The sequence below is a fragment of the Bacillus sp. FSL M7-1020 genome, assembly GCF_038050415.1.
Taxonomy (GTDB): Bacteria; Bacillota; Bacilli; order Bacillales; family Bacillaceae_G; genus Bacillus_A; species Bacillus_A toyonensis.
Genome location: NZ_JBBOTW010000001.1, coordinates 2,265,794 through 2,281,699, shown reverse-complemented (window position 1 = coordinate 2,281,699; position 15,906 = coordinate 2,265,794). Strand labels below are relative to the sequence as shown.

Annotated in this window: 14 protein-coding genes; 3 read left to right on the top strand and 11 right to left on the bottom strand. The window is 33.0% G+C overall.

What is annotated here, in order from left to right:
• Positions 1 to 137: 137 nt before the first annotated feature.
• Complete coding sequence (locus tag MHB70_RS11555; RefSeq protein WP_000701778.1) at positions 138 to 1,163, bottom strand: homoserine dehydrogenase; 1,026 nt, start codon at positions 1,161 to 1,163, stop codon at positions 138 to 140.
• An 87-nt stretch (positions 1,164 to 1,250) separates the two neighbouring features.
• The gene (locus MHB70_RS11550; RefSeq protein WP_061530073.1) at positions 1,251 to 2,492 is read right to left on the bottom strand and encodes an esterase/lipase family protein; all 1,242 of its coding nucleotides are present in this window, start codon (positions 2,490 to 2,492) and stop codon (positions 1,251 to 1,253) included.
• Positions 2,493 to 2,770: 278 nt separating this feature from the next.
• On the opposite strand from MHB70_RS11550, the gene MHB70_RS11545 reads away from it, so the two are divergent.
• Entirely contained in the window at positions 2,771 to 3,112 is a 342-nt protein-coding gene (locus MHB70_RS11545) for a DUF3914 domain-containing protein (RefSeq protein WP_001165487.1), read from the top strand.
• A gap of 66 nt (positions 3,113 to 3,178) precedes the next feature.
• Here the strand turns inward: MHB70_RS11545 and MHB70_RS11540 are convergent, their stop codons facing one another.
• The 5 genes from MHB70_RS11540 to abc-f all read right to left on the bottom strand — a co-directional run bounded on the left by MHB70_RS11540 (position 3,179) and on the right by abc-f (position 9,355).
• The gene (locus MHB70_RS11540; protein ID WP_061530074.1) at positions 3,179 to 3,847 is read right to left on the bottom strand and encodes a lipoprotein BA_5634 family protein; all 669 of its coding nucleotides are present in this window, start codon (positions 3,845 to 3,847) and stop codon (positions 3,179 to 3,181) included.
• A 220-nt stretch (positions 3,848 to 4,067) separates the two neighbouring features.
• Positions 4,068 to 5,999, bottom strand: a complete 1,932-nt coding sequence (locus MHB70_RS11535) for an ABC transporter permease (RefSeq protein WP_061530551.1) — start codon at positions 5,997 to 5,999, stop codon at positions 4,068 to 4,070.
• Positions 5,974 to 6,744 carry an ABC transporter ATP-binding protein gene (locus tag MHB70_RS11530; protein ID WP_000404264.1) on the bottom strand — a complete coding sequence of 257 codons (771 nt, stop codon included), beginning with the start codon at positions 6,742 to 6,744 and terminating at the stop codon, positions 5,974 to 5,976. Before MHB70_RS11530 ends, MHB70_RS11535 begins: the two co-directional genes overlap by 26 nt.
• Positions 6,745 to 7,114: 370 nt before the next feature.
• Positions 7,115 to 7,708, bottom strand: coding sequence for a GNAT family N-acetyltransferase (locus tag MHB70_RS11525; protein ID WP_000500621.1), 594 nt, complete (start codon positions 7,706 to 7,708; stop codon positions 7,115 to 7,117).
• An 18-nt stretch (positions 7,709 to 7,726) separates the two neighbouring features.
• The gene (abc-f, locus tag MHB70_RS11520; protein WP_061530554.1) at positions 7,727 to 9,355 is read right to left on the bottom strand and encodes a ribosomal protection-like ABC-F family protein; all 1,629 of its coding nucleotides are present in this window, start codon (positions 9,353 to 9,355) and stop codon (positions 7,727 to 7,729) included.
• Between the two features lie 518 nt (positions 9,356 to 9,873).
• On the opposite strand from abc-f, the gene MHB70_RS11515 reads away from it, so the two are divergent.
• Positions 9,874 to 10,863: an aldo/keto reductase family protein gene (locus MHB70_RS11515; RefSeq protein WP_061530552.1), complete on the top strand. Its 990-nt coding sequence runs from the start codon at positions 9,874 to 9,876 to the stop codon at positions 10,861 to 10,863.
• Positions 10,864 to 10,937: 74 nt separating this feature from the next.
• On the opposite strand, the gene MHB70_RS11510 is transcribed toward MHB70_RS11515, so the two are convergent.
• The gene (locus MHB70_RS11510; RefSeq protein WP_306472776.1) at positions 10,938 to 11,837 is read right to left on the bottom strand and encodes a LysR substrate-binding domain-containing protein; all 900 of its coding nucleotides are present in this window, start codon (positions 11,835 to 11,837) and stop codon (positions 10,938 to 10,940) included.
• A gap of 424 nt (positions 11,838 to 12,261) precedes the next feature.
• Here MHB70_RS11510 and MHB70_RS11505 point away from each other — a divergent pair, with 424 nt between their 5' ends.
• A complete protein-coding gene (locus tag MHB70_RS11505; protein WP_000361818.1) occupies positions 12,262 to 12,888 on the top strand; it encodes a DUF6518 family protein in 627 nt (208 codons plus the stop codon).
• A 182-nt stretch (positions 12,889 to 13,070) separates the two neighbouring features.
• Here MHB70_RS11505 and MHB70_RS11500 read toward each other — a convergent pair whose 3' ends face one another.
• The 3 genes from MHB70_RS11500 to MHB70_RS11490 form a co-directional block, all read right to left on the bottom strand.
• Positions 13,071 to 14,054 (bottom strand): sensor histidine kinase, encoded by a 984-nt coding sequence (locus MHB70_RS11500; RefSeq protein WP_000620173.1) that lies wholly within the window; start codon positions 14,052 to 14,054, stop codon positions 13,071 to 13,073.
• Entirely contained in the window at positions 14,051 to 14,758 is a 708-nt protein-coding gene (locus MHB70_RS11495; RefSeq protein ID WP_000239006.1) for a response regulator transcription factor, read from the bottom strand. Before MHB70_RS11495 ends, MHB70_RS11500 begins: the two co-directional genes overlap by 4 nt.
• Before the next feature lie 124 nt (positions 14,759 to 14,882).
• Complete coding sequence (locus MHB70_RS11490) at positions 14,883 to 15,797, bottom strand: acetamidase/formamidase family protein (protein ID WP_000285646.1); 915 nt, start codon at positions 15,795 to 15,797, stop codon at positions 14,883 to 14,885.
• Positions 15,798 to 15,906: the final 109 nt, after the last annotated feature.

Below are 15,906 nucleotides of genomic sequence, written 5' to 3'. Positions count from 1 at the left end.
TATAAAGTGAAACTTTAATCCGTGGGAATTTTATTCATCCCCCACCGATTTTTAGCCCGAATCGGACATATATGGGCAAAAAGGCTCCCACCTAACTTTTTTTCTCCATCCGAATTTTGAAGGTGTGAGTTTTACTTCTATAAATCTCTACGATATAAGTTAATTACATCTTTTAAAGCAGCTGCTGCGGCTCCGCGTGGATTAGAAGCTCCACCAATTGTAGTAACTTGTCCCATTGTATCTGTAAAGAATGTTATTCCTTTTTCAGTTCCATTTACTTTTGCTAGTGGATGGTCTTTTTCTATTTCAAGCGGTTCTACATTAAGATTCACTTTACCATCCATATCCTTATATGCTGAAGCTATTAATTTAATATAATTGTTTTGTTCCTTAGCATGTCGAATTTGTTGTTTTGTAACATTTTCGATTCCTTTTATATGCATATCAGTAAGCATATTCTCAACACCCATCAAGCTGTTTGCCAAAAGTAATAATTTACACGCACTATCCGAACCACTTACATCTAATATTGGGTTCGTCTCAGCAGTTCCTTTATTTTGCGCTTCTTTCAGTGCTTCTTCAAACGTAACATCTTCTTCATACATTTTTGTAAGAATATAATTAGTTGTCCCGTTTAATATTCCTTCTATTTTTTCAATATTGCAGCCAGCCAAACTAAATTGTCCAATATCTAATGTCGGTAGTGCTGCAGCAGTTGCGCCACTATAGCGAATTCGTACATTCGCTTCTTTTGCTGCTGCCTTTATTTCTCTCCAGTTAGTAACGAGTGCACCTTTTGAAATTGCAACAATATCCATATGTTTCTCAATCGCTTGTTTTATATATTTTTTTCCCGGATTTCCATCTTTAAGATTTGTAACTGTTGATTCTACCAATACAGTACCACTTATCCCACTTGTTGCACGGTCTTTCGGGTGATGTTCTATATACTTTTCAATTGATGCAGTACCGCTACCATACATTAATAAATGATGAATAGACAAACCTTCCTCATTATGTATTGCAATATTTCTACCTAATACGCCACTTACAACTAAATGGATTCCATATGTTTCGTATATATATAAATATTTTTCGTTTACTAATTTTATAAACTCTCTTCCTACTGTCCCGTATCCTGATAAAACAACTTGTATTTTCATAATATCCCCCCATATTTTTCTTCCATATCCCTCTTTCAATATAATATAAAGCGCTCCCGAATTCCATCGAGAGCGCTTTATTATTAACTATTGCGGTAACCGCGATAACTTTTCTGCAACTGTTCTATAAAACTCTTGAATATTAGAAAAACCTAACGTGTCTGAAACGCTTAGTCCTACCATGTCTAAATGATCCCAATTTGCTTTCGTTTCAATATGATTCCATTTTCCAACCTGTAAAAACTCATTATTATTTACAGCAATACTAGTTGAAGGCGCAATCATAGAATTTGTATTTACTACACCGTCATTTTGCCACCAAGATGTATCAATTAATGGGCGATTTTCTTCAAATCTTGCATAGGAACCTAAGAAAAATGCATTCCCCATTAACACTTTGTTCATTGTAATATGAGGTAGTTGTAAACCTGTTATAGGTGCTGCTTGTGATGCATGTCCACTATACGATAAGTAATACACATCCGATTGCGTCTTTACCCAACTATTTAACTCCCTTGCTCCATCAGTACTTAAATCCCATTGACTAATATCTTTTGTATTTTCCCAAATTGAACTATTTAAAATCCGATCAGTATATTGGAAGAAGGACTCTCCAGCATTTTTTTTCATACCCCATTGGTCCAATTTAAAATCATATAATGATAAATTATTGTTTCCTCCTAAACTCGCAGCTGTAATGAGTAAATCTTTAACGAACGGCAATAGAAGACTTCCGTCCGCGAGTGTTGTGCCATTATGAGGAGTTGCTAAAGTTGTAACACTATGAACATACGATTTACCGCCTTCAAATAGTGGTGATATCTTTGCGTTCGGATGATTTTTCACATAGTTTTTTTCTTCATAACTGCCTTCTTTTAATAACTGCACTAATGTTCTTGTCGTTTGTCCACCCATGCTATGCCCAACTAAATGAACTTTATTTGTTTCACTCCAATTTGGTGCAAATCCACTATAAGTTCTACCAAAACGATTATGTCCATGTTTCTCAGCGTGTGCCGCACCATAGTCTACAATTCCACCGTTAATTTGTGCATATAATTCACATGCACGGTCCCAGTTACTAGAAACAGGACCAACAGCAGCCGTATGTACTGTATAGCCATTTCTTTTTAAATCTTCCTGTATATCATGAACACCACCCCAATATTTTACCCCTAACATTTCTTCCCTACCCCATCCAGCAAATCCATTCACTAAAATGATAGGATAATTATTTTGTTGCCTCTCTTCAGCGTAAGTTGTTTTCGCTATGAATGAACAAACAGTCACTAATGTGAAAAAACATACTTTTAAAAATAACTTTCCCATACTTTCTCCCCCTAATTAAACGCTTTCATTTTTCCGTGAAAAATATTGACACATTCAGTTTTTAACTTACACATAATGTAAAGTATTTTATATACGTTGTATATATAGAAAACATACACAAATGTTGATAAATATTAATTCAAGTAAACATTTACTTTTTACAATACAACTTGTAAATCTGATTATTTGAATTTATAATTGAATGTAGTTTCCTCATGTTACATGAATTTAACAATCATAAGAAAACTAATTTTATTGCTTGAAAAGGAGGAAAAAGCATGCAAATCGGATCAAACATTCATACATTAGCTCAACCTACTAAAATAACTCCATCTAACCTTGAGCATAATACTATCTCTTCTACTAAACTTGAAGGTAAGAAAGCAAATGATCCTATCAAGTTCGATATTCGTTCATCTGAAAAAGAAATGAAACAGCCTGAGCATAAATTTAACGAATTAGATTTATGGAAGATGTTAAAGGATAAAGGTGTTCCATTATGGATCATTCTTGAAATGCTACAAAAGTCTCGTAAAGAAAAAGAAGCTCAAAGTAATTCGGTTCAAAACCCAAATGTGATTGAGGAAACAAACGAGACTCGATTAAATGAAGTAATGTAATCTAAATGGCATATAACTAAAAAGAGTTCGAGGTTGATATAGTTTCTATCAACCTCGAACTCTTTTTTAAGATTTTTCTCCAATCGTTACAAACTGAAAAGATACTTCTCCTTCCAAACCTTTAATTAGCTTTTTTACTTTGACATTTTCATTAACCATTGTATTATCTGTCGACATTTTAGGCCTTTCGTCACCTAAAGATTTCTTAAATTGAAGAAGATGCATTTTCGTTTCATTTGCTTTTATTTCCTTATATACACTATTTTTTGCTACAATCACATACGATTGCGTTGGATATTTACGAGTGTTACCTATCCAAGCGTCACTATCGTATGTAACAGGAATCTCTTTTCCTTCTATTTTAATACTTTTCATAGTCTTTTCGTCTTCACTTGTAAACAGTAGCGATCCTTCTTTTGGGAATTTCGGTAACGTATCTATAATATAATCGGAGTCATTATCTCGTTTACGAAAAACTTTTTCTTTAATCAACGCTAGTGCTGTAGATTCATTTAAAATTAAGACATGTCCATTTCCAACTTCACTTTTTTTCACAGAAAACACTTCATTTTCTTTCGTAATTTCCTGATAACGATTAATAATTGGTGAAATATTATTTTCATCTCCAATAATTAATACACCGTTTGCAGGGAATGCGTTGTCCTTTTTAGAGCATGCACTAAAGCTTATTAAAAGTATTATAGTTAACATAAAAATAGTTAAAGTTCTTTTCATCACGGTTCCTTTCATAATTCATATCATTTTTTACATGTTTTTTTGTAATTTTATTAGTTAATATCCTCTATCTCGCATTAACGGGCAGTAAGACCCCCACCTCAAAATTCAGCGAGAGCAAAGAAGTTAGGTGGGGGCTCAACTGCCCGTAAAAGCCCGATTGGTGAAGGCTAATAATCAGTGGGGGATGAAGGAAACCCCCACTGATTAAAGTTTCACTTTATTGCTCCATAGTCTTATAAAGCTTTTGTAGGTAACGCCAACGAGTGATAAAAAAATATAAAACTTGTATACATATAAATGAAATTAAAATAAAGATCGAGCTGTTTAAAATAGAAAAACTGACTAATTGTTGCAGTGCCGTATACGCAACTACAGTATGAATCACTGCAATGATAATTGGTAAGAAGAACATTAATACTAACTGTCTCGTTACAACTTTTTTTAACTCTCGTTTACTTAATCCCATTTTCGAAATCATTTTATATTGTTGTTGATCACGGTCCAAATCAGTATATAATCGGAAATAAATAAAACTAGCAGCAAATGTAAAGAAGACGATTCCGACTAAAACACTTGCCATGAGTAATAAACCATTCTTTTGCTTTGCCTCCAACAAGTTTAATGTTAAAGCTTCAAAGTAGAAATCTCTGTCCCTGATATCTTTATCGAGTATACTCTTTAATTGATTTGAAATCTCTTTCGTTTTTATCCAATCATCTACAACAAATCCATAAGTACGATGTTGAATATTTTCATCTTGTGGATTACTCGTCAGAGGAATTTCATCATACACATGATCTTGAACAGCAATATAAATACTACTAGAATCATGTGGTAAAACTAAATCCCCAACAGTTTTTTTCACACGAAATGTCTTTGTCCAATCACCTTGAATAACTTCAATATTTTTTTTATAGTCACCATTTTTAAATTCTTGTTTTTGTGACACCCTCCCAGGAATTAGTAAAATTTCATCTTCTTTTTCAATTGTTTCTTGTTGGTACCCTAGTGCTCTCGTAAGTTCGTTATATTCACTTAATTTCAATACATTTACGTTACTTTCTGTAAATTTACTTGAAGATGAAGCCATTCGGTACGGAATATTTGCATCAGAGAGATGTTTTTTTATAATAGAGAGATGTTTATCTACTAATTTGTTGTTTTCAGAGCTTTCATACAGAAATGTATATGGGTTTGTCATCCACACTAAATTCCTATTACCAAGAGCGGCTGTTGTACCTATTGCTGTAAATGCAACTGCTGAAATAATAGATACTATAAAAAACATCGTTGCATTATCTTTCATACGGTAAATCAATTCTGAAAATGTTAATATATTTGTTCTCTTTAAAAAGAAAGATTCTCTCCTTTTAGCAAGATACAATATATACACGCTACACTGTGTATATAAAAAGTACGTTCCAATAATGACTAGAAGTACACCTATTCCGAGCGTAATAAAATTAATACTTGGGATAAAGCGAAATACTGAAATATATCCATAGCCTATACTAATTAAAGAAAGTAGCGATAATAAAATGGAAAATTTCGGTTCAGGCTTTGGCTTTTCCTCTGCTTGAATAAGTTCCACAAGTTCCGTTACTTTTATCATTTTAAAAGTAACAAGCGAAACGATTAAAAATAAGAAAAGAAATGTGATGACTGTTAATAGTACGGCCTTCACTGGTATATAAAAAGGTAAGCCATTACTAATCATTAATACACTTGCACTAATCAATAATACTAGTTTAGAAAATATGAGACCGATGAAAATCCCTATACAAATTGACCCAAGTCCAATTAACATATTTTCAATTAATAATAATTTCTTTAGCTGCCTCATTGACATACCTTGCATCATTAAAATGCCAAATTCTTTCTTACGCGTTTTTAAAAATGAACTTACTGAATATAGAATAAAGAAAAATGAAAAAACAAATATCAAGCCTTGCGAAACTGTAAATCCTAATGTACCAAATGCACTTATTGTTGCACTTGTCGATTTCAACTCCCCTTGTAAATCAGGATGAAATAATAAAAGGGCATACGTAAAGAAAATCATAATAGAAAATGTACAACTTAAAAAATGAGCAGCATATGTACGCTTATTACGAAAAATATTATTAAACGCGAACTGACGAAAAGTCATGCCTTTTGCCTCCTAACAAAGAAAGGACATCCATAATCTTTTGATAAAAGGCTTGCCTGCTTTCACCACAATAAATTTCATTATATAATTGACCATCTTTAATAAATATAACTCTGCTGCAAAAGCTCGCTGCATACGGATCATGTGTAACTAACATCATCGTTGCTTTTTCTTCTTTATTAAGAGTATCTAGCATCTCCATTACATCATTTGAAGATTTAGAGTCTAAATTCCCTGTCGGTTCATCTGCAAGTAATAATTGTGGTTTATGAACGATAGCACGAGCAATTGCAGTTCTTTGAGCTTGCCCCCCTGATATTTCAAACGTTCTTTTACTCAATATATCTGCAATATTTAATTTCTCTGCAATATCTTCCACTCGTTTGTTCATTTCTTGTACAGATACACCATCTAGTGTCATCGGCAATACAATGTTTTCTTTCACTGTAAGTGTGCTAAGTAAATTAAATGATTGAAAAACAAATCCTAATTGTTTCCTACGAAATAAAGCTAAACTGTCTGATGATAACTGAAAAGGATTTGTACCATTTATTAATATTTCTCCCGATGTAGGAGAATCAATAGTAGATACCATATTTAATAATGTTGTTTTCCCGCTACCTGATGGTCCCATAATTCCTACAAATTCACCTTCTTGAATTGATAAATCAATATCTACCAATGCTTTAAAAGGTATTTTCCCTTTATATACTTTACTAATACTTTTTGCATGTAAAATTTCCATTTATATTCTCCCTTCATTTCCACTGCTCACTATAAAGTGTAAATGAATTGTCTTATAGCACATATTGATTCATCTTTCATTTATCTTACACGCTTGTAAGATTTCTAAAAAAACTGATAACAAATCTATTTCCAATATATAATCAATGTATATCTATCTTATAATATTTGTATAGTGGTATGGAATACAATGCTTCTTATTTCTAGTCGCTGAAACAACTTGTATTCTTTATTAGCAACATGCAATATATTATAAAGAATAACTATACAACTTCAAAACAATGAATAACAACTTATCATATAGTACGAAAAAAAGCTCAGAGTTTTAGCTCTAAGCCTTTTTACTGATTTCATATGCAATATAGCTCCCTTCAAAGAGCTATATTTTTTATCCACTCTGATTTACTCAATACATAATGATTATATAGTTGATTTTCTATCGTCTGTTCACTCATATAAGTAAACCCACATTTTTCAATAACTTTATTTGATGGTACATTGTTAATTAAAGCTATCGCATTTAAGACATCTAAAGTGGTGTTTTTAAACAAATAGTCAACTAAGCCTTTAGTCGCTTTTGTAGCATAGCCAGTATTTTGATATTCACTTGAGATAGCATACATTATCTCTCTGTTTGGTGTAGGGAGTTCTTCTTTAATACCTGTGCAGCACCATCCAATGAATTCATTTGTAGCTTCCTTAAATATTCCTAGCTTTAACATATGATTATCTATGTTATTCGTAGTTTTCACTGCCTCAAGAAATGCTTTGTTTGCTGGTATTTCATCATTGATAATCCAATTAACCCTCTGTTCTTTCGTTGATTTCCAGTCTGGCAAAAATTTTTCTATTTCCGGTTGATTCGATATTTTATAAATACTCTCAGCATCTTTCATAGTAAACTCTTGTAGGTATATATCTCCACAGTCTATTCTAAATAACTTAGTTGAACTCTCTGCTCCCATGTTAATCCCCCTAAATAATTATAGCGCCTTAATCTGTTTCGTAAGTTCTATGAATCGTTCGTCAAGTTTTTTATATTCTTTATCATTAGAAGTTAAAAAGCTTAATTTTCCTAATACTTCTTGTCTCTCTGTTTCTAACGTTAAACGTAGCTCTTCAATTTCATCTCTTGTTTTAGGAGGTTCTTCTAGCTGTTTTTGTATCGTATGATTTGAAAACGCGAGTTTTGTGTTAGTTGTTTTCTCTAGAAAATATCGATCGTGAGAAACGATAACTAGTGTTCCATTATACTCCGCTAATGTATTTTCAAGCTGTTCACGTGAAGGCAGATCAAGGTGATTTGTCGGTTCATCTAAAATGAGTACGTCTTTTTCATCTAAAATATAAACCATTAACTTACATTTCACTCGTTCTCCCATGCTCATATGTTCAATCGGCTCTTTCCATTGAGAAGCTTGGAACCCTAAATGTTTCATTAAATTTTGGACTTTCCCTCTTTTTTCAAATGAATCTTTAAAAAATAAATCTTCTGGCGTTTTATCAAGTGGTAAATCAAATACTTCTTGTGTTAAATAACCGATGTTTGCAGATGGTGAAACCCATACTTCTCCTTCCACAGTTTCCGTTCCCATAATCATCTTTAGTAATGTTGTTTTCCCACTACCGTTTGGTCCAACAATCGCAACCTTCTCACCGTGCTGAATTGTAAAATTAACGTTTTCAAATAATATTTTTCCATGAAAGTCTTTTTTTAATTGTTTTACTTCTAAAAAGCGTTTTCCTACTTTTTTACTCGCTTGAATAGAGAACTCAACTGAGTACTCCTCTTTCACACGTTCTACTTTCGTTTTCTCTAGCTCTTTTTCGAGACGTTTTCGTTTTGACTTAACTTGCGCATCCATTCGCTTCGCTTTTACACGATAAAATTCTTTAACACCTTCTTGTTTTGTAGACTGTGCGTGTGCCTTTTGTGACCATGAACTTAATTCTTTTATATGTGTTTCTACTTGTTCAATCTTTTTTTGCTGCTTTTCATATTCACGTTGTTGCGTCAGTCTTTTTTGCTCACGTGCTTTCATATAACTCGTATAATTACCGCTATGCTCAATTAATTTTTTATCCTCAATTGACCATATTTTTGTTGCGACAACATCTAAAAAATATCGATCATGCGATACAACGATAACTGTACCTTTCATATTTTTTATTTGTTTAATGAGAAATTCCGTACTCATCTCATCTAAATGATTTGTCGGTTCGTCTAATATTAAGACATTAGGATTTTTCGCAAATCCTTTCGCTAAGCGAACTTTCAGCTTTTCACCACCACTTAAAGTATGAAAATCGTTCGTTGGCACGCCCCATTTTGCAAGAAGCTCTGCTTCTTTTGCAATCACATCCTTACTAATAAAAGATTCTATTTCTTGTTCAACATATGCTGTTGTCATATTCATTTGCTGCCACTCAACAATTCCTTTTGATGGCTCAATCTTCCCATTTATTAATTGAAGTAACGTTGATTTACCAGCACCATTTTTACCAATTAATCCGATTATATCCCCTTGTTTTACTACTACATTCATTTTTTCTAACAAAGTATTTTCCTTTATTTCAACATACACATCATTTAATTTTAAAAGCTCTTTCATATTACCGATCCCTTTCATAAAGGGAGAACAAAAAAATCCTCCCAAAGTAATTTTGGCAGGATTAGTCATTACATTATTTATACCCAAATAAGCTATTACGCAAATCAAATAGCAATACCGTTGAATGGAATTGGGCAGACTAATCCTATTTTTTACAAATTGAAATTTATTTAATTTCAACATTTAAAAATAAGATTAGTTAATCATCGTCCACCCATCATTCCTTTCCGTCGTTAGTAACCATATTGTACCATAATAGTACTGTATGAGTAAATGCAATTATATGTGCTTTTAAAAAGATTGCTTTTTTTTAAGGTCTATTTATCAATTCTAAACTTCATATTAAGCAAGCATAAACCACATTTGTTGTACTACTTGCTTTAGATTCCCCTAACAATAAAATTCTAAACATCTCCCTCTTATATAATTTTTATATAGATTCATCATAAATCATATATTATACATACTAAATTTCAGTTCTTATAATAAAGGTATCATTTTTAAGGGGGGATTCTACAATGGAATTTAGCAAACTCGGAAACAGTGGGTTAACAGTAAGTAAGATTGCATACGGGAACTGGATAAACCATGGCGGAAAGGTAAATGAAGATACTGCAAATGATTGTGTGAAAACCGCACTAGATGTCGGAATTACAACGTTTGATACTGCTGATGTTTATTCGGACACGATAGCCGAAGAAGTACTAGGCCGGTCTTTAAAAGGCATACGGCGAGAAAGTATAGAACTATGTACAAAAGTATGTCATCCGACCGGACCTGGAAAAAATGATCGTGGATTGTCGCGGAAACATATTATTGAAAATTGTAATGCATCATTAAAACGGTTGCAGACAGACTACATTGATGTCTATTATGCACATAGATTTGATACAACAACTCCCCTTGAAGAAACGATGTTAGCTTTTGCTGATCTTGTAAGACAAGGTAAAGTCCTTTACTTAGGCGTAAGTGAGTGGACATCAGAACAAATTACCCGTGGTGCAGCACTTGCACGAGAATTGAACATTCCACTTATCGCTAGCCAACCTCAATATTCGATGTTGTGGCGAGTTATTGAAACTGATGTAATACCAACATGTCAACGTGAGGGACTTGGTCAAGTTGTTTGGTCTCCCCTTGCACAAGGTATTCTCACAGGAAAATATCAACCTGGTAAACCATTGCCGAATCAATCACGTGCTAACTCTGATGCTGGTAAACCATTTTTCCAAAAACTCGTGCAACGCTGGATGAGCGATGATGTACTCAATGCAATTCAGAAACTTAATCCCATCGCGCAAGAAACTAATCTTACCTTACCTCAACTTGCAGTTGCTTGGGTATTACAAAATCCAGCTGTTTCCTCTGCAATTATTGGTGCATCAAATCCAGAGCAAATAAGAGAAAACGTAATTGCTTCTAGCGTTAAATTACAACCTAAAATTATTGATCAAATCGATGGTGTACTAAAAGATTTCATTGAGTATGATCCGAGCAAAACAGGTTAAAACACCTTTTTGTTCTACCTATAAAGAAGCTTTCCTTTTCAAATCTACACTGCCCATCCTATACAGATGGGTTATTATCTTTTACATTCACATTGTGAAGTTGTATAAACCTCTCTAACAACTATTAAAAAGTTCTCTAACACAACGGACTGTTCATCTAGTCTCCATCCAGCATATAAATTTATTTTTGGGGTATTTTCTTGAATTTCTTTATATGTAACTCCCGGTTTTTTATAACTTTCCACTGATGATGGAACGAAAGAAATCCCCATTCCTGCTGCAACTAAATTCACAATCGTTTGCATTTGAATCGCTTCTTGAACAATATTTAAACTTACTCCATGTTCCCAAAAGTAACTAATAATTACATCATAAAAGTTTGTACCAAAATGACGTGGAAATAAAATAAATGGTTCATCCACTAATGATTTAATTGGAATGTTACGTAACATAACGAAAGGGTGCTCTTCATGCAAAACCAATTTTAAATATTCTACAGAACAAACTTCGGAAGTTAAAATTTCATTATTCTGCTTGGAACGAATAAATCCAATATGAATTTGTTTTTCATAGAGTGCTTTTATTTGTTGATCTGTTGTCATTTCGCGTAATATGAGCTTAATTTTAGGAAACCGTTCCCGAAATTTTTTTAATACATTTATAACGGTTTCTGTAGAATCGACAAACCCAATTATTAAATGTCCTATCTTTCCTTCATCCGCAAGCTGTGTTTCTTTAATCGTTCTATCTACTTGAAGCAGCGTTTGTCGCGCACCTTCTAAAAATATTTTCCCGGCATCGGTAAGCTCAACCATTCTCTTTGTCCGGTAAAAAAGTTGAACCCCTAATTCATCTTCTAATTTACGAATCTCTTGGCTTAAAGGCGGTTGTGCCATCATAAGACGCTCTGCTGCACGACTAAAGTTTAATTCTTCTGCCACTGTTATAAAATATCTCATTTTCCGAATATCTATTGCAATCCCCCCTATTATTAACAACTAGCAAAGAAGCCCTCCTTCTAATAAATCGTAAATAAAAAACAGGAGGAAAATATATCAATCCCTTTTCTTTTTTATCATAAATCATTTCATTGTAAATACGAGATGAAAATCATTAAAAATTCTAAATTACAAGTATAAGAGTGAATGTTATCCTCAAGAGCATCTTATGATAAGTTGAATTATATGTTTTCAGCAATTTTATTACTTGCATATATTATTTCATTTACCATTTTAGTTGAGTAACTAGTTTTTGATATTGTATTCACCTAATTGTAAAAACAAAGTATCATTTATTATTCAATAAAATTTTATTGTTTTTCAATAAAATTTTATTGATTATTCTCCCTTAATAAGCTATTATAAGTTTGCAGAAAATATGAAAGTAAGGATTGAATTTATGGACAAGACATTAAAAATCACAAAATCAAATATGTTTTTAAAGATTTTTCTCATCCCGATTATAGTAGGGATTATTGTTGGTATACTAACTAAATTGGGTCAAGGTATACTTCCAGGAAATTGGAATTCATTAGCTAACCTAGGAAGTGTTTGGTTAGTTCCATCCTTTTTTGTGGCTAGTCTTAGTTATTCTAAGCGTACAGCTATGCTTTCCGGTATACTTGCGCTGCTAGGTATGGTTTTAGGCTATTATGGTTATGCAATAATTATTAAAAATGTAGCTCACTCTATTTATTTTATATCTGTATGGATTGTATGTGCATGTATAGGAGGAACTATCTTCGGAATTGCAGGTTTTCTATGGAAAGATACTACAAATCCTCTTCATAAATTCGGAAGCGCACTTATAAGTGGAGTTTTTGTAACGGATGGGCTTCACATTCTTTTAAATTTTGAAGACTACAGTCACATGTTACCTGTTGGATATACCGAAGTGATAGTCGGAATTATCTTGATTCTTGTATTGGAACGCTCTAATGCTAATCGAATTTCTTCTTTTTTAGTGGTGATTCCTATCATTATTTTAGGTTTAATTGGATATAAATTATTAAGTTTGTTTGCTTAATTACAATTCATAAAGCTAGCTCTTTCAAAGGGGTAGCTTGTTTCTTACAAAAAATTATCTATCAATTAACTTATTATTAAATCCTTCTAATTTAACAGTCGTATTTATTATCATTTCATTTACTCGCTATAAAATAAGGCTAAAAAACTTAACTCCAAAGTTCTTTAGCCTAGATCACTTTTTTACACATTAAAAAATGTTATTTGTACAATGGTACCTTTACCAACTTCTGAATGAATTTCTACACGATGCCCTAATTGTTTCGTAATTTCATATACAAGATATAACCCCATTCCAGTTGATTCTTTAAAATCTCTACCATTTTCTCCTGTAAAGAACGGTTTAAATACTCTTGGTAAATCTTGCTTCGGTATCCCGACGCCACTATCGGCTATTTCAAGTACAACAGTATTACATTCCTTACATGCTTTCACTTTAATCTTTTCTCTACTACCTGATGAGTATTTAATCGCATTCGATATAATTTGTCCTATTAAAAATTGCAACCATTTCGCATCACTTTCTACAGTAATACCTTTATCAATTTCAAGCTCTGGATATACAAAATTCCGGATAAAGAAGCGTTTATGTTCATGCACGGAATCATTTACTACTTTATGTAGTTGGACTCTTTCTACATAAAAATCTTGTGTAAATGCTTCTAAACGCGCGACATATAATGCCATCTCTAATCCCTTTTTCAAGCGATCTGTTTCCTCATTAATACTTTCAAAACGCGAATCCACTTCATCCTGTGTAATTAATTCTATTACAGATAGAGGTGTTTTCATTTGATGAATCCACTGATTCATAAAGGTTAAATGATCATTATTTTTTCTTTCTTGTAATTGCAGTTGATTTTGATAATGACGATATTGTGCATCAAGCAAATCTTGGAGAGCAGTAGATACAACTGCAAAATCAGATTTTTGAACGGATTCATCCAAAGATTGCAATGGATTTGCTAAACGCTCATAAAAAGAACGATGTGTAAAATAACGAAATATTAAGTAGCTTACCATAAAAAAAGCACCTAAAAACATTGCATATAATGCTGTTGTAATATGATTATGTCCATCAAACCAATATACGAGGAATATGGCTAGTAGTTGGAGCACTGTAAAACAAATAAGTGGTATATGGTCACGTATAAACAGCCTTATCATTTTTCCACACCATTTTCCCAAGTAATATGCAACCTATATCCAACACTACGAATTGTTTCAATCGCATCCTCAATATGTAATGTTTTTAACTTTTTACGCACACGTGTTGTATTTACACTTAATGTATTATCATCAACGTAAGATTCACTATCCCATAACTTATTAAGTAACACTTCTCTACTCACAACACGCGGATAATTTTTCATTAACATTTCTAATAAAATGGCTTCGTTTCTCGTTATATCAATCTCTTGATTCCGCAACTTCAATACAAGCCTTTCGGGATATAAACTAAGTCCTTGTTGCTCAACCATTCTTTCTTCTAGTTTCGGTGCATAATCACCGTAAGCACGTCTTAAATGGCTACGAATTTTTGCCATTACAACTTCATAATGAAAAGGCTTCGGAATAAAATCATCGCCACCATTTTCTAACGCCATAACCTGATCCATCGTACCTTCACGGGCCGAGATAAATAAAATTGGACATGTGGAAACTCCGCGAATTTGACGACACCAATAGTAACCGTCAAAGCTTGGTAAATTAATATCTAATAAAACTAACTCTGGTTGTTCTTCTAAAAATATGTCTAACACATTTTGAAAATCCGATATTACAATTCCTTGGTAACCGTATTTCGCAACATAAGTTGATAATAGCTCCGCAATTTTCATATCATCTTCAACAATCATAATTTTGACCATTCTTAAACTCCTTTTAATTCACAATCTCAAATATACTTATACAAAGTAAATACTACCTCTTTTTATTTCATCCGTAAATTAAAAAAGGATACTTTTAAAAAACAGCATCCTTCTTCTAGTATTCTTATTTAATATTAAATTTACTCCAATTAAAACCTAGCTTTTCCGCATATTCCATTCCTAGTTCCATCCGCGTCGTTTTTAGTGGATCCACTACTTGGCAAACTTTTAAATTACCCGCTGCTGATAATAAAAGAGTTGCATCTGCTTTAGACATTTCTAATTCCTCATGTAAAAATGTCACCATATTATGTACAGCACGATTCGCTGCATCGTCTAACAATTTCTCTGAAGCAATCGTCATTACTTTTTCTTTTTGGATAGCCATTGGTAGTGGCCATTTCTTTCCTTTTATAATCTGAACTGTTACCGTCACCTCACCAGCAACCTCTACTCCACTAACACCAATTTCACCATCACCCATCGCTGCATGTAAATCGCCTAATGCTAATAGAGCACCAGGAACATTTACAGGTAATAACAATGTTGTCCCTTCTTTTATCTCTTTACAGTCCATATTTCCGCCATGGTCATGCGGTGTTCCACAGGAAATACTCTCCTCTTTCGGCGCAGTACCAATCACACCGATCATTGGATTAATCGGAATTTGCAGTTCATTTGAAAACAAAACATGTTTATTATGTATTGGCACGATTTTCACTGTATTTTCATTTAGCACTTCACCCATTACACCGAGGTTCGCACCTGTAGTTAAAACACCCTGCTCTGCAATTTTAATCTTTTCAATCGTTACGGCCAATATATCATCCGGTTCTGCACCTGTAATATATACAGGCCCAGTCGCTGGATTAATTCGGTTCCAATCTAATTCTTGGAACACAACATCTTCAGAATCAATTTGGTTTTCAAAGCAGTCATATGTTTCAAATACAAGACGGCTCCCAATTTCCACTTCCATACACGGCTTATTTTCTGGTGACATTGCGTAAATAATGTCATCTTTATGAATTCGATACATAATACCTCTCCCCTTTTCTATTTATCTACTATTACTAATTAACTTTTTTTATACAAACTCCTATTAAAATCAAATATTATTTTTATGTAAAAAAGCACGTAGCTTATTT

Excerpts from the sequence above, each read along its gene's own strand:
- MHB70_RS11555 (WP_000701778.1), bottom strand. The coding sequence starts at position 1,163 with ATGAAAATACAAGTTGTTTTATCAGGATACGGGACAGTAGGAAGAGAG.
- MHB70_RS11550 (WP_061530073.1), bottom strand. The coding sequence starts at position 2,492 with ATGGGAAAGTTATTTTTAAAAGTATGTTTTTTCACATTAGTGACTGTT.
- MHB70_RS11545 (WP_001165487.1), top strand. The coding sequence starts at position 2,771 with ATGCAAATCGGATCAAACATTCATACATTAGCTCAACCTACTAAAATA.
- MHB70_RS11540 (WP_061530074.1), bottom strand. The coding sequence starts at position 3,847 with ATGAAAAGAACTTTAACTATTTTTATGTTAACTATAATACTTTTAATA.
- MHB70_RS11535 (WP_061530551.1), bottom strand. The coding sequence starts at position 5,999 with ATGACTTTTCGTCAGTTCGCGTTTAATAATATTTTTCGTAATAAGCGT.
- MHB70_RS11530 (WP_000404264.1), bottom strand. The coding sequence starts at position 6,744 with ATGGAAATTTTACATGCAAAAAGTATTAGTAAAGTATATAAAGGGAAA.
- MHB70_RS11525 (WP_000500621.1), bottom strand. The coding sequence starts at position 7,708 with ATGGGAGCAGAGAGTTCAACTAAGTTATTTAGAATAGACTGTGGAGAT.
- abc-f (WP_061530554.1), bottom strand. The coding sequence starts at position 9,355 with ATGAAAGAGCTTTTAAAATTAAATGATGTGTATGTTGAAATAAAGGAA.
- MHB70_RS11515 (WP_061530552.1), top strand. The coding sequence starts at position 9,874 with ATGGAATTTAGCAAACTCGGAAACAGTGGGTTAACAGTAAGTAAGATT.
- MHB70_RS11505 (WP_000361818.1), top strand. The coding sequence starts at position 12,262 with ATGGACAAGACATTAAAAATCACAAAATCAAATATGTTTTTAAAGATT.
- MHB70_RS11500 (WP_000620173.1), bottom strand. The coding sequence starts at position 14,054 with ATGATAAGGCTGTTTATACGTGACCATATACCACTTATTTGTTTTACA.
- MHB70_RS11495 (WP_000239006.1), bottom strand. The coding sequence starts at position 14,758 with ATGGTCAAAATTATGATTGTTGAAGATGATATGAAAATTGCGGAGCTA.
- MHB70_RS11490 (WP_000285646.1), bottom strand. The coding sequence starts at position 15,797 with ATGTATCGAATTCATAAAGATGACATTATTTACGCAATGTCACCAGAA.